Below are 14,105 nucleotides of genomic sequence, written 5' to 3' on the forward strand. Positions count from 1 at the left end.
TCAGCGCTTGTCCAGCTCGGCGAGGATCTCCGGGCCCAGCTGCGTCACGTCCCCGGCGCCCATGGTGACGACGAGGTCGCCGCCGCGCACGAGGCCGGCCACCAGGCCGGCCGCGACGTCGAACGCGGGCTCGTAGTGCACCGGCACGGTCACGCCGTCGGCGATCAGCGCGCCGGTGACGCCCGGCTCGGGCTCTTCGCGCGCGCCGTAGACGTCCAGCACCACGACCTCGTCGGCCAGCGACAGCGCCGCGGCGAACTCCTTCGCGAACAGCTTGGTCCGCGAGTACAGGTGCGGCTGGAACACGACGACGACCCGGCCCGACCCGGCCGCGGTCCGGACCGCACGCAGCTGCGCGTCGACCTCGGTCGGGTGGTGGGCGTAGTCGTCGTAGACGCGGACGTCGCCGGCGCGGCCCTTGAACTCGAAGCGGCGCCGGACACCACCGAACGCCGCCAGCCCCTCGGCCAGCTCGGCGGCCGGCGCGCCCAGCTCGAGGCCGGCCAGCAGCGCGGCGACCGCGTTGAGCGCCATGTGCTCACCCGGCACGGCGACCCGGACCGCAAGCTCCGAGCCGTCCAGTGCCAGCCGGACGACGCCGCCGTCGGGCGCCGGGGTGTACTCCAGCACGCGGGCGTCGTCCGGACCGGTGACCGTGCGGCCGTAGCGGCGCACGCGCACGCCCAGCTTCTCGGCCTGCGCGCCCAGCTCGTCGGCCGCGGCGTCGTCACCGCAGACGATCAGCAGGCCGCCCGGCACGATCCGGCCCACGAAGTCCGTGAACACCTTCGTGTACGCCTCGGCCGTGCCGTGGTGGTCCAGGTGGTCGGGCTCGACGTTCGTGACGACCGCGACCGACGGCGAGTAGGTCAGGAACGAGCCGTCGCTCTCGTCGGCCTCCGCGACGAAGACGCCGCCCTCGCCGTGGTGGGCGTTGGCGCCGGACTCGTTGAGGTCGCCGCCGATGGCGAACGACGGGTCGAGCCGGCAGTGCTGCAGCGCCACGGTGAGCATCGACGTCGTCGACGTCTTGCCGTGCGTGCCCGCGATGCAGGCGACGCGGTGGCCTTCCATCAGCCCGGCCAGCGCCTGCGCCCGGTGCAGCACCGGGATCCCGGCCGCGCGCGCGGCGGCCAGCTCGGGGTTGGTCTCCTTGATGGCCGTCGAGACGACCACCGCGGACGGCGGCTCGGGCAGCGCGTCGAGGTTCGCCGCGGCCTGGCCGACGAACAGCTCGGCACCCTGGGCCCGCAGCGACAGCAGCGCGCGCGACTCCTTGGCGTCCGAGCCCGAGACGAACGCGCCCCGGGCCAGCAGGATCCGGGCGATACCGGACATCCCGGCGCCGCCGATCCCGATCAGGTGCGCCCGGCGCAGCTCTTCAGGCAACTCAGGCACGGGCGGCCTCCAGGACGATGCGGGCGAGGGTCTCGTCGGCTTCGCGGTGGCCCATGCCGGCCGCCGCCGCGCTCATCTTCGCGACGCGGTCGGCGTCGGTGACCAGCGGGACGACCAGCTCGGCGACCTTGGCCGGGGACAGGTCGCCGTCGGAAACCATCAGCGCGGCCCCGGCGTCGACCGCGGGACGGGCGTTGGAGGCCTGCTCGCCGTTGCCGATCGGCAGCGGGACGAACACCGCGGGCAGCCCGACCGAGGTCACCTCGGCGACGGTCATCGCGCCCGAGCGGCAGATCGCGACGTCGGCGGCCGCGTAGGCCAGGTCCATCCGCTCCAGGTACGGCACCGGCACGTACGCCGGCTTCCCCGGGAACTCCTGCACGACCAGCGTGTTCTTCGGGCCGTGCGCGTGCAGCACGCCGACCCCGGCGTCGGCGAGGTCCTTCGCCGCGCCGGACACCGCGGCGTTGATCGACTGCGCGCCCTGAGAACCGCCGAACACCAGCAGCGTCGGGGCGTCCGGGTCCAGGCCGAAGTGCGCGCGGGCCTCGGCGCGCAGCGCGGCGCGGTCCAGCGACGTGATCGACCGCCGCAGCGGGATCCCGACGACCTCGGCGTTCGGCAGCGGCGTGCCCGGCACGGCGACGGCGACGCGCTCGGCGAACCGCGCGCCGACCTTGTTGGCCAGTCCGGCCGACTTGTTGGCCTCGTGCACGACGATCGGGACGCGCCCCCGCGCGGCCAGGTAAGCCGGCAGGGCGACGTAACCGCCGAAGCCCACGACGACGTCCGCGCCGACGCGCTCCAGCACCTCACGGGTCTTGCGGACCGAGTCGCGGACCTTCAGCGGCAGCCGCAGCAGCTCCGGCGTCGGCTTGCGCGGCAGCGGCACCGGCGGGATCAGCTCGAGGTCGTAACCGCGGGCCGGGACGAGCTTGTTCTCCAGGCCGCGCTCGGTCCCCAGCGCCACGACGGTCGCGTCCGGGCGCAGCCGCTTCACGGCGTCGGCCAGGGCGAGGGCCGGCTCGATGTGTCCTGCGGTGCCACCTCCGGCGACCACCACCACGGGCGCTCTGCCCGCGGCGGATCGCTCGGTTCCCTTGACGGGCTTACTCACCAATGACCTCTCCGGTTCGCGGTACTCCGGGTACCACGGCTCGCTGTTGTCCGCGCGGCCCCGCCGCGAGACGTGGCCGTGCTCCGTGCCGCGCTGCGGCGCACCGGCTCGCGGACCGACCTGCGTCGTTCCTGTGCCGGGGCCGGCCGCGCCGCACGGGGCGCGGGCCTGGCCGCCTTCGCCCCGGTGCGCGCCGCCCCCTTGCGGGTGGCGGGCGGGCGGTACGGATCGGGCGCGGGCAGCCGCAGCAGGCGTCCGAATTTACCCGGCCCCTGTGTCCGCAGTGCGGCCACCGCCTCCGGTTCGTGCCGGGCCGCGTTGGCGAGCACGCCCATGATGAGCATGGTGATCACCAGCGACGTCCCGCCGTAGGAGATCAGCGGCAGCGTGACGCCGGTGACCGGCAGCAGGCCGACGACGTAGCCGATGTTGATGCCGGCCTGCGCGACCAGGAACACCGTCAGCGTGCCGGCGACGATCCGGATCCACGGGTCGATGTTGCGGGTGGCGATCCGCAGGCCCACGATGGCGACCCCGGCGAACAGGGCGAGCACGACGACGCAGCCGATCAGGCCCAGTTCCTCGCCGATCAGGGCGAAGATGAAGTCGTTCTGCACGTTCGGCAGGTAGTTCCAGCTGGCCGCGCCCTGACCGAGGCCCTTGCCGAACAGGCCGCCGTCGGCGAGCGCGAGCTTGGCCTGGTTGGCCTGGAAGCCTTCGGCGCTGGTGTCGGCGTCCGGCGACAGGAACGACATGACGCGGTCGAGCCGGTAGGGCGCGATGACGGCGAGCACGAGAATGCCGGCCAGGCCACCCGCGAGGATCACGCCGAACAGCCGCTTCGGGGCGCCGGCGAACCACAGCAGGGCGAGCAGGACGACGGCGAGGGTGACCGTGCCGCCGAGGTCGGGCTGCAGCATGACCAGGGCGAACATCAGCAGCGCGATCGGCACGACCGGCACCAGCAGGTGCCGCCACTGGTGGATCACGTTGTACTTGATCACCAGGATGTGGGCACCCCAGAAGGCCAGCGCGACCTTCGCCGCTTCGACCGGCTGGAAGGTGAAGTCGCCGATCTTGAACCAGCCCTGCGAGCCGTTGACCGTCGAGCCGAGCGGGGTCAGCACCAGCACCAGCAGGCCGAGGCAGATCACCGTCGCGGTGGCCGACATCGCCCGGATCCGCTCCAGCTTGACCCGCAGGCCCAGCCAGAACACCACCGAGCCGATGGCGACGAACACCAGGTGCTTGACGAACAGCGAGTACACGCCGCTGCCGGTCTTCGGGTTGTAGGACGCGACCGACGACGCCGACAGCACCATGACGGCGCCGATCACGGTGAGCACGCCGGTGAGGGCGAGCACGAGGTGGAACGACGCCAGCGGGCGCGACAGCCACGCGGTCAGCGCGGACCGGACGGCGACGAAGCCGCTCTCCTTGCGCTCGCGGCGCGGCCGCTTGGGCTTGGGCTCAGTGACCGTCACTCGGCTCCCCCGCTGCGTCGTCGCGGAGGACGTGCACCGCCGCGGCGAACGCGTCGCCGCGCTCGCCGTAGCTGCGGAACATGTCCAACGACGCCGCGGCGGGTGCCAGCAGCACCACGTCACCTGGCCGGGCCATCGCGCTGGCCGCACTCACCGCCGCAGTCATGGGTTCATCGTCACCCGGACGGAGGCTGTTCACCGGGACATCCGGCGCGTGTCGCGCGACCGCGGCGGCGATCACGGGTGAATCGACACCGAGTAGCACAACTCCGCGCAAGCGGGGGGCGATGCTGCTCACGAGTTCGTCGACCGACGCGCCCTTGAGCTGACCCCCGGCGATCCAGACGATCGACTCGTGCGCGCGCAGCGAGCCGGCGGCCGCGTGCGGGTTGGTCGCCTTCGAGTCGTTGACGTACCGGACCCCGGCCACCTCGGCCACCTCGACGGCCCGGTGCGGCGCCGGCTGGTACTCGCGCAGGCCCTTCACGACGGCCTCCGGGGCGACGCCGTGTGCGCGGGCCAGCGCGGCCGCCGCGAGGGCGTTCGCCACGTTGTGCGGGCCCGCCGGGCGGACGTCGGCGAGGGTGGCCAGCTCCTCCGCGCTGGTCGCCGGGTCGGCGACGAAAGCGCGGTCGACCAGCAGGTCTTCGACGATCCCCAGCTCGCCCGCCCGGGGCGTGTCGAGCTGGAAGCCGACACGGCGGGCGCTCTCGGGCGCGTGCGCCTCGGCGATCCGGGTGGACCACTCGTCGTCGGCGTTGTGCACGGCGACCTTGGCCCGGGCGTAGACCCGGCCCTTGGCGGCCGCGTACTCCTCCATCGAGCCGTGCCAGTCGATGTGGTCCTCGGCCAGGTTCAGCACGACGGCCGCGTCCGGGGCCAGCGTCGAGGACCAGTGCAGCTGGAAGCTCGACAGCTCCACGGCCAGGACGTCGTAGCCCGCGCGGACCGCGTCGAGGGCCGCGTAGCCGATGTTCCCGCAGGCCACGGCGTTGCCGCCGGCCGACCTGAGGATCGACTCCAGCATGCCGGCGGTGGTCGTCTTGCCGTTGGTGCCGGTCACCACGAGCCAGGACGGCGGGTGCTCGCGCAGCCGCCCGACCCGCCAGGCCAGCTCGACGTCGCCGATCACCTCGACCCCCGCGTCGGCGGCGGCGACCAGCAGCGGCGACGTCGGGCGCCAGCCGGGGCTGGTGACGACGAGGACGACGTCTTCCGGGGGCTCGGTCAGCCCGGGCACCAGCTCGGCGCCCAGGCCGTCCAGCTCGGCCAGGCGCTCGGCGTTGCCGTCGGTGACGGTCACGCGCGCGCCCAGCTCGACCAGCACCGGGACCACGGACTTCCCCGTGACCCCGGCCCCCGCGACGAGAACGTGACGACCGGCGATGTCCAACGTCAGCCTCCGAAGCCGAGCTGCTCGCTGTAGAACAGGCCCAGACCGAACATGCAGCAGATCGCCGAGAGCAGCCAGAACCGGATGATGACCGTGGTTTCGGCCCACCCGGCCAGCTCGAAGTGGTGGTGGAACGGCGCCATCCGGAAGAGCCTTCGCCGGGTCGTCCGGAACACCGCGATCTGCGCGACCACCGAGATCATCTCGACCATGAACAGGCCGCCGATGACGATGGCGAGCAGCTCGGTGCGGGTCGTCATCGACAGGCCCGCGACCAGGCCGCCGAGGGCCAGCGAGCCGGTGTCGCCCATGAAGATCTTCGCCGGGGCGGCGTTCCACCAGAGGAACCCGACGCAGGCGCCGGTCGCCGCGGCGGCGACGACCGCCAGGTCCAGCGGGTCGCGGACGTCGTAGCAGGCGGGCGCGGGGCCGTTCGCGCAGTTGAGGCGCTCCTGCCAGAACGAAATGACGACGTAGGTGGCCAGCACCATCGCCGCCGAGCCGCCGGCCAGCCCGTCGAGGCCGTCGGTGAAGTTCACCGCGTTCGACCAGCCGGAGATCACGATGTAGCAGAAGATCACGAAGAACACCGCGGGGAAGGTGATCAGCGCGAGGTCGCGGACGTAGGAGAGGCTCTGCGACGCCGGCGTGATGCCGCGCTCGTCCGCGAAGTTCAGCGCGAGCACCGCGAACGCGACCGTGACCACCAGCTGGCCGACCAGCTTCGCGGTCTTGTTCAGCCCCAGGTTGCGCTGCTTGCGGATCTTGATGAAGTCGTCGAGGAAGCCGACGATCCCCAGGCCCACCGCCAGCATCAGCACGAGCAGCCCGGAGGCCGTCGGCGCGCCGCTGCGGGAGTTGAACATCCAGTTGATCAGGTGCGCGGCGAAGTACCCGACGACCATCGCGATGATGATCGCGACACCGCCCATGGTCGGGGTACCGCGCTTGGACTTGTGTCCCTGGGGGCCTTCCTCGCGGATCTCCTGGCCGAAGCCCTGCCGGGAGAAGACCCGGATCAGGTAGGGCGTCAGCAGGATGGAGACCAGCAGGCCCGCCGCGGCCGCGATCAGGATGCTGATCACGCGTCACCACCGTTCGAGCGATTCTCGGAGTTGTCGGTTTCCCGGGGTTCGAGCAGGGCCTCGGCGACCCGCCAGAGGCCGGCCGCCTTGGAGGCTTTCACCAGCACCACGTCCCCCGGGCGGAGCTGATCATGCAGCAGGGCGATCGCGGCCTCGACGTCGGGTACCAAGGTCGATTCCTCGCCCCAGGAGCCCTCCTGGAACGCGCCCTGGTGCATGGCCGCGGCCTCGGGGCCGATCACGACGAGCTTGGCGATGTTGAGCCGGACGACCAGGCGGCCGATCTCGTCGTGCGCGGTGACCGCGTCGGCGCCCAGCTCGCCCATCACGCCGAGCACGGCCCAGGACCGGCGGCCGCTCTCCCGCGTCATCGCCGCGAGGGCCTTCAGGCCGGCCCGCATCGACTCGGGGTTGGCGTTGAAGCTGTCGTTGAGGATCGTGACGCCGTCTTCGCGGGTGACGACCTCCATGCGCCGCGCCGACCGCCGCTCGAGCGACGACAGCCGGGCCGCGATCTCTTCGGTCGTCGAGCCCAGCTCCAGGGCGACCGCGGCGGCGGAGAGGGCGTTGCCGACGTGGTGCTCGCCGTGCAGCGGCAGTTTGACGTCGGCCTCGCCGGCCGGGGTGACCAGCCGGAACGACGCGCGGGCCTCGTCGTCGACGGTGATGTTCTCCGCGCGCACCTGCGCCGAGGGGCTTTCGCCGACGAACACCACGCGGGCCTTCGTGCGGCTCGCCATCGCGCTGACCAGCGGGTCGTCGGCGTTCAGGATCGCGACGCCGTCCTCGGGCAGTGCCTCCACCAGCTCGCCCTTGGTCTTGGCGATGCCTTCGCGCGAGCCGAACTCGCCGACGTGCGCGCTGCCGACGTTGAGCACCACGCCGATCTTCGGCGGCGCGATCTCGGCGAGGTGGGCGATGTGCCCGGGGCCGCGCGCGGACAGCTCCAGCACCAGGTGCCGGGTCTCCGCGTCGGCCCGCAGGGCGGTCCAGGGGTGGCCCAGCTCGTTGTTGAACGACCCGGGCGGCGCGACCGTCGGGCCGAGCGGCTCGAGCAGCTGCGCGATGACGTCCTTCGTCGACGTCTTGCCCGACGAGCCGGTGACGCCCACGACGGTCAGGGTGCCCTCGGAGAGGCGCTGCACGACGTACCGGGCGAGCTTGGCCAGCGCGCCCAGCACCGCGGCGCCGGAGCCGTCCTTGTCGCCGGTCAGCGCGACCGAGCGCTCGTGGGCCTCGCCCGCGGCCAGCGGCGGGACGACGATCGCGGGCGCGTCGACCTCGCGGGCCGCCAGCACCGCCACGGCACCGGCCTCGACGGCCTGCGCGGCGAAGTCGTGGCCGTCGACCTTCTCCCCCGGCAGGGCGACGAACAGGCCGCCGGGCGTGAGCTTCCGGGTGTCGAACTCCACGGTGCCGGTCACCTGCGCGCCCGGCTCGGCGCGGTGCAGCCGGCCGCCGACGACGTCGGCGATCTCGGCCAGGCTGAGCACGATCACACACTCACCTCGAGTTTGTTGCGGATGGCCGCGGCCAGCTCGTCGCGGTCGGAGAAGGGGTGCACGACGCCGCCGGCCTCTTGGCCGGACTCGTGCCCCTTGCCGGCGAGGAAGACGATGTCGCCCGGCCCGGCCAGCGCGACGGCGTGCGCGATGGCTTCGCGGCGGTCGCCGATTTCGATGACCTCGCCGCCCTCGGCCGGCCCGACCGCGCGGGCGCCGGCCAGCATCGCCGCGCGGATCGCCGCGGGGTCCTCCGAACGCGGGTTGTCGTCGGTGACGATCAGGACTTCGCTGCGGCGGGCCGCCGCCTCGCCCATCATCGGGCGCTTCGCGGTGTCCCGGTCGCCGCCGCAGCCGAGCACGGTGATGATCCGGCCCTCGGCGCGGGCCCGCAGGGCGTCCAGGCCCTGGGCGACCGCGGCGGGCTTGTGCGCGTAGTCGACGACGGCGGTGAACTCCTGGCCGACGTGGACCCGCTCCATCCGGCCCGGCACCTGCACCTGGGCGAGCCCGGCGACGATGTGCTCCAGGCTCACCCCGGCGGTGCTCAGGATCGCGGCGGCGAGCACGGCGTTGGCGACGTTGAACTCACCGGGCAGCGGGATCTTCGCCGCGGCGCTGACGCCGTCCGGGCCGTGCAGGGTGAACGTCTGCTCGCCGTGCGGGGTGGCCTCCAGGTCGGTGGCCTTCCAGGCGGCCTCGGTGCCCGGGTCCGTGGTGACGGTGATCGTCTGCGGCGTGAGCAGGGCCTGGCCCCACGCGCTGTCGACCACCACGACCTCGCTGGTCGAGCGGCCGTCGAACAGCAGGGACTTCGCGGCGAAGTACTCCTGCATGTCCTTGTGGAAGTCCAGGTGGTCCTGGGAGAGGTTGGTGAAGGCGCCGACCGCGAACCGGGTGCCGTTGGCGCGGCCCAGCGCGAGCGCGTGGCTGGAGACCTCCATCGGCACGTGGGTGACGCCGCGCTCCAGCATCACCGCGAGCAGCGCCTGCAGGTCCGGCGCCTCGGGCGTGGTGAAGCCGCTGACCAGGCGTTCGCCCGCGATCCGCGTCTCGACCGTGCCGATCAGGCCGGTGGTCAGGCCGGCGGCCCGCAACCCGGCGTCGACCAGGTAGGACGTCGTGGTCTTGCCGGAGGTGCCGGTGACGCCGAGGACCGCCAGCCGCAGCGAGGGCTCGCCGTAGATCCAGGCGGCGATCTCGCCGAGGGCCGCGCGCGGGTCGGCGTGGACCAGGATCGGGACGCCGGCGTCGCGCAGGGCGGGCCGCTCGGCGCCTTCGGCGTCGGTCAGCACCGCGACGGCCCCGGCGGCGACCGCCTGGTCGCTGAAGTCGGCGCCGTGGGCGCGGGCCCCCGGGAGGGCGGCGAAGAGGTCACCGGGCAGCACGTGCTGGGCGCGCAGCGTGGTGCCGGTGACGGTGAGGTCGGCGGCGTCGGGCGATTCGGCGATCAGCCGCGCGTCCGCTCGGGCGAGCAGCGTCGCCAGCGGGACCGGGACGATGCGCGCCGGGCGGGGCGGCGCGGGGACCGCTTTCACCGGGCTTTCCGGCACCTGGGAACTGGACGAGGACACGGACACGGCCAAGAGGCTACCGGCGGCCGTTCCGGCCCCCCGCACGCGGTACGGCGATTGCGCGCCGCTTCGGCACCTGTGCTAAACGCCCCGCCGCTCCCCCTTGCCACACAACACTTTCCCACCCGCGACCAGCCGAAGTGGACGATGCCCGCGGAAAAGCCGTGAAGGCCTCCTTACCGGCATCTGATGCCGGTAAGGAGGCCTTCACGGAACTAAATGCCGGTAAGGGGCCCTTCACGGATCGTGCTTACGGGATGATGAGCGGGACTTCCGGCGAAGGGCCGTCCGACAGCGGGATCTGGTACCGCTGCGTCAGGTACGACGCGATGCTGTGGAACAGCGGCGCGGCGGAGTGCCCCACCGGCAGCGTGGTGTCCGGCGCGTCCAGCCGGATCCCGACCACGAACCGCGGGTGGTCGGCGGGCAGGATGCCGGCGAAGGTGATGTTGTACAGGTGGTCGCTGTAGGCCTTCGTCCGCGGGTCGACCTGCTGGCCGGTGCCCGTCTTGCCGGAGATCTGGTAGCCCTCGACCGCCGCCGTCGGCGCCGTGCCCTTCTGCAGGCCCTTGCCGTTCTGGGCGACCGCGCGCATCATGTCGCGCACCGTCTTCGCCGTCTGCGGGCTGACCACCTGGACGCTCTTCGGCGCCGGCTCGGGCACGGTCGTCCCGTCCGGGTTGACCTTCGCCTTGACGATCCGCGGTTCGACGCGCAGGCCGTCGTTCGCGATCGCCTGGTACATCCCGGCCATCTGCAGCACGGTCATCGACAGGCCCTGCCCGATCGGCAGGTTGCCGAACGTCGTCGCCGACCACTGGCTGCGCGCCGGCACCACGCCCGCGCTCTCGCCGGGGAGGCCGACGCCGGTGCGCTGGCCGAGGCCGAACCGCTTGAGCAGCTCCGAGTAGTGCTCCTCGCCGATCTTCTGGGCCAGCAGCAGCGTCCCGATGTTCGACGACTTCGCGAAGATGCCGGCGGTGGTGAACGTCTGCGTGCCGTGGGTCCAGGCGTCGTGCACCGTCTTGTCGGCCACCTGCAGCGCACCGGGCACCTGGATCGTCGACTCCGGCGTCGCGATGCCTTCGTCGATCGCCCCGGTGGCGGTGACGACCTTGTTCACCGAACCCGGTTCGAACGGCGTGGTGACCGCGGGGTTGGCCAGGTCCTCGTTGGTCCAGGTCGACTGGTCGTTCGGGTCGAACGTCTTGTCGTTGGCCAGCGCGTAGACCTCGCCGGTCTTGGCGTCCAGCACGACTGCCTGCCCGCCCTTGGCGTGCGACTGCTGGACGTAGTCCGACAGCTGGCGCTGCACCTCGTACTGCAGGTCGGAGTCGACGGTCAGCTCGAGGTCCGAGCCGGGGACCGCGGCCTGCAGGTCGTGCTCGGTGCCCGGGATGACGACGTTGTCGCTGCCGTTCTTGGTGTTGACCATCATCCGGCCCGGCGTGCCCGCCAGGTCGTTGTCGCGCAGCAGCTCCAGCCCGACCAGGCCGTGCAGGTTGTGCTTGGAGACGTCCGGGTCGTCGGAGCGCCAGTTCGCGGCGCCGACGATGTTCGAGGCCAGGCTGCCGCCCGGGTACTCGCGCAGCGCCCGCTTTTCGACGCCGATCCAGGCGAAGTGCTTGACGATGTCGGCGGCGATCGACGGCTCGACGTTGTTCACCAGGTAGGTGAAGGACGCCTGCTTGTGGAACAGGTCGAGCAGCTGCTGCTCGCCGATCACGTTCGGCAGCTTGCCCGCGATGTACTTCGCGGCGGCCGCGGTCTCGTTGTCGAACGTCTTCTGGGTGCCGGGGTTCTTCGCGGCGAAGTCGTCCATGCTCTTGTGGAGCGCCTTGAGGTTCACCGAAAGCGTGCGCACCTCGACGCTGAACGCCAGCTTGGCGCCGTTGCGGTCCACAATGGACCCGCGCTGGGCGGGGATGTCGATGGTCTGGGTGCGCTGCCGCTCGGCCGCGGCGGACAGCGCCCCGGCCTCGAACCACTGCACCTGCACCAGTTTCCCGCCCGCGACGAGCAGGACGGCGACCAGCAGCAGGCGCACCGCCGAGAACCGGGTGCGGTTGCCGCCGTTGCCCCGGCGCGCGGCCGCGCTGCGCGTCCCGGCGGCGTAGGTCCGGCGCGCGCTCCCCGCGGAGCGCGCGCGGACCTGCCCCCGGCCCGTGGCCATCACTGGCCGGCCGCCGGCTGCTGCTGTTCCTCGGCGGGCACGGCGGGCTGGTCACCCTCGATCGGCGCGCCCTGCTGCGACTGCGTGCCCGCGGCGGGCGCGGCCGGCGGGGCGACCGGCACCGCCGGCGTGTCCGCCTTCGCCTTCTTGGGCTCGCCGACGAGCGAGGTCTTGCCGTCGGGGCCGACGACGATCCGCGCCGGGTCGCCACCGGGCACCATGCCCAGCTGCTGGGCCGCGGGGGCCAGCGAAGCGGGCGACTCGGCCTTGGCGACGTCGCGCTGGAGCTGCTCCTTCGTCTCGGCCAGGCTCGCGTTGGTGCTGCGCAGCTGCTCGAGCCGGTAGGAGTCGGCGATCGCCTGCGTGGACAGCCAGAGCGTGGTGGCCACGCCGACGGCCAGCAGCGCCATCATCATCAGCACGAACGACGCCCGCGACTTCGGCAGCCGCAGCTTCAGCTTGAGCTTCGGCGCCGGCGTCCCCGGCGCGGGCTTCGGCTCCGGGCGCGGCTCGCGCTCCTTGAGCAGGTCGGCCCGCTGGGCGCGGCGCGCGTAGGCGCGCTCGGCCGCGGACGTGCGGCCGCGCGAACCGCGCCGGGGCGCGGCCTTGCCCGGCTGGGTGGTCTGCGGGTCCGGCTCGACGGTGGTCGAGGTGCGGGCGGCCTCGCTGCGGCCCCGCGTCGCCGGCGCGGCCCGGCGGCGGGACTTCGTGGGAGCGGTCATCGCGGCTCTCCGATCCTCTCTGCGGCCCGCAGCCGCACCGAGGCGGCGCGCGGGTTCCGTTCGATCTCCTCTTCGCCGGCCTTCTCGGCGCCCCGGGTCAGGAGCTTCAGCTCCGGCCCGTGTCCCGGCAGCTCGACCGGAAGGCCTTCCGGGGTGCGGGACTTCGCCAGCTCGGCCAGCGCCTGCTTGACGAGCCGGTCTTCCAGCGACTGGTACGACTCGACGACGATCCGCCCGCCGATCGGCAGCGCCCCCAGTGCGGCCGGCATGGCGCGGCGGAGCACCTCCAGCTCGCCGTTGACCTCGATCCGCAGCGCCTGGAAGGTGCGCTTGGCCGGGTGCCCGCCGGTGCGGCGGGTGGCGGCCGGGACGGCTTCGTAGAGCAGCTCGACCAGGCGCCCGCTGGTCGTGAACGGTTCCTGTTCGCGGGCCTTGACGACGCTCTTGACGATCCGCTGCGCGAAGCGTTCCTCGCCGTAGTCCCGCAGGATCCGGATCAGCTCGCCGGGCGCGTAGGTGTTGAGCACGTCGGCGGCGGTGAACCCGGTGGTCGGGTCCATCCGCATGTCCAGCGGGGAGTCCTTGGCGTAGGCGAACCCGCGCTCGGCCCGGTCCAGCTGCATCGAGGAGACGCCGAGGTCGAACAGGATGCCGTCGGCCTTGCTCAGGTTCAGGCTCGCGAGCGCCGCGGGCAGCCCGTCGTAGACGGTGTGCACGAAGTCGACGCGGTCACCGTGGCGCGCGAGCCGTTCCGCGGACTTCTCGAGCGCGGCCGGGTCGCGGTCCAGCGCGACGAGGCGCAGCCGCGGGAAGGCTTCGAGGAGGGCGTCGGAGTGCCCGCCGAGGCCGACGGTCGCGTCCACGAGGACGCCGTCGCGGTCGGCGAAGACGGGGGTGAACAGCTCGACGATGCGGTCGAGCAGGACCGGGACGTGCTCGGGTGCCGACATGGTGTTCCCTCCCCCTTTCTCGCCTGGGCGGCCCGGGGGAAATATGGCGGATGCCGTCAGGTCCCTGTCCGCCCGCTGCGGACCTGGTACCGGGGAAGGTGCACCAGGGCTGTTGAGCGGACAGAGGCCTCACGGCATCCGGGTGGGCTTCCCCCTCGTCGCGCGGGCGGCGAACCTCTTCGTCCCCCGACGACGAAGGTGCACCGCGACCGCACGCCTAGAAGACGCCCGGCAGTACTTCCTCTCGAGCCTTCGCGTAGCTGTCTTCGTGTTCCTCCAGGTAGCCCTGCCACGCTTGGGCGTCCCAGATCTCCAGCCTGGTGATCGCCCCGATCACCACGCACTCCTTGCTGAGCCCCGCGTAGCGGCGGAGCTCGGACGCGATGGTGATGCGCCCCTGGCCATCCGGCCGTTGCTCGTCCGTCCCGGCGAACAGGTAACGCTGGTAGGCCCGAACGGCCTCGTTCGTGAACGGGGCCTCGGCGACCTTGCGCGCCATCTGCTCGAACTCGGCGCGGGGGAAGACGAAGAGGCAGTGGTCCTGCCCCTTGGTGAGCATCAGCCCGCCGGCCAAGGCGTCGCGGAACTTCGCGGGCAGCGCGAGCCGCCCCTTGTCGTCCAGCTTCGGGGTGTGGGTGCCGAGGAACACGGCCTCCACCTCCCTACCGCTTCGGGCGGCGAACCACCGTCCACGGCTCCAGGGCTTC

Annotated in this window: 11 protein-coding genes; all 11 read right to left on the reverse strand. The window is 72.7% G+C overall.

Annotated elements, in window-relative coordinates:
• The 11 genes from murC to mraZ all read right to left on the reverse strand — a co-directional run bounded on the left by murC (position 1) and on the right by mraZ (position 14,047).
• Positions 1-1,398, reverse strand: coding sequence for a UDP-N-acetylmuramate--L-alanine ligase (gene murC, locus EIY87_RS36475; RefSeq protein WP_125314521.1), 1,398 nt, complete (start codon positions 1,396-1,398; stop codon positions 1-3).
• On the reverse strand, positions 1,391-2,515 hold the full coding sequence (murG, locus tag EIY87_RS36480; protein WP_125314522.1) for an undecaprenyldiphospho-muramoylpentapeptide beta-N-acetylglucosaminyltransferase: 1,125 nt from the start codon (positions 2,513-2,515) through the stop codon (positions 1,391-1,393). Before murG ends, murC begins: the two co-directional genes overlap by 8 nt.
• Positions 2,512-3,999, reverse strand: coding sequence for a putative lipid II flippase FtsW (ftsW, locus tag EIY87_RS36485; protein WP_125314523.1), 1,488 nt, complete (start codon positions 3,997-3,999; stop codon positions 2,512-2,514). Before ftsW ends, murG begins: the two co-directional genes overlap by 4 nt.
• Positions 3,986-5,392, reverse strand: coding sequence for a UDP-N-acetylmuramoyl-L-alanine--D-glutamate ligase (murD, locus tag EIY87_RS36490; protein ID WP_225440272.1), 1,407 nt, complete (start codon positions 5,390-5,392; stop codon positions 3,986-3,988). The genes ftsW and murD overlap by 14 nt, the downstream gene beginning before the upstream one ends.
• A gap of 2 nt (positions 5,393-5,394) precedes the next feature.
• Positions 5,395-6,477: a phospho-N-acetylmuramoyl-pentapeptide-transferase gene (gene mraY, locus EIY87_RS36495; RefSeq protein WP_125314524.1), complete on the reverse strand. Its 1,083-nt coding sequence runs from the start codon at positions 6,475-6,477 to the stop codon at positions 5,395-5,397.
• Entirely contained in the window at positions 6,474-7,976 is a 1,503-nt protein-coding gene (locus EIY87_RS36500; protein WP_125314525.1) for a UDP-N-acetylmuramoyl-tripeptide--D-alanyl-D-alanine ligase, read from the reverse strand. Before EIY87_RS36500 ends, mraY begins: the two co-directional genes overlap by 4 nt.
• The gene (locus EIY87_RS36505; protein WP_125314526.1) at positions 7,973-9,517 is read right to left on the reverse strand and encodes a UDP-N-acetylmuramoyl-L-alanyl-D-glutamate--2,6-diaminopimelate ligase; all 1,545 of its coding nucleotides are present in this window, start codon (positions 9,515-9,517) and stop codon (positions 7,973-7,975) included. The genes EIY87_RS36500 and EIY87_RS36505 overlap by 4 nt, the downstream gene beginning before the upstream one ends.
• Before the next feature lie 286 nt (positions 9,518-9,803).
• Positions 9,804-11,726: a peptidoglycan D,D-transpeptidase FtsI family protein gene (locus EIY87_RS36510; protein WP_191984398.1), complete on the reverse strand. Its 1,923-nt coding sequence runs from the start codon at positions 11,724-11,726 to the stop codon at positions 9,804-9,806.
• Positions 11,726-12,448: a hypothetical protein gene (locus EIY87_RS36515; RefSeq protein WP_125314528.1), complete on the reverse strand. Its 723-nt coding sequence runs from the start codon at positions 12,446-12,448 to the stop codon at positions 11,726-11,728. The genes EIY87_RS36510 and EIY87_RS36515 overlap by 1 nt, the downstream gene beginning before the upstream one ends.
• Positions 12,445-13,398: a 16S rRNA (cytosine(1402)-N(4))-methyltransferase RsmH gene (gene rsmH, locus EIY87_RS36520; RefSeq protein WP_125314529.1), complete on the reverse strand. Its 954-nt coding sequence runs from the start codon at positions 13,396-13,398 to the stop codon at positions 12,445-12,447. Before rsmH ends, EIY87_RS36515 begins: the two co-directional genes overlap by 4 nt.
• Before the next feature lie 217 nt (positions 13,399-13,615).
• Positions 13,616-14,047 (reverse strand): division/cell wall cluster transcriptional repressor MraZ, encoded by a 432-nt coding sequence (gene mraZ, locus EIY87_RS36525; RefSeq protein ID WP_125314530.1) that lies wholly within the window; start codon positions 14,045-14,047, stop codon positions 13,616-13,618.
• Positions 14,048-14,105: the final 58 nt, after the last annotated feature.

The organism is Amycolatopsis eburnea, assembly GCF_003937945.1.
Lineage (GTDB): Bacteria > Actinomycetota > Actinomycetes > Mycobacteriales > Pseudonocardiaceae > Amycolatopsis > Amycolatopsis eburnea.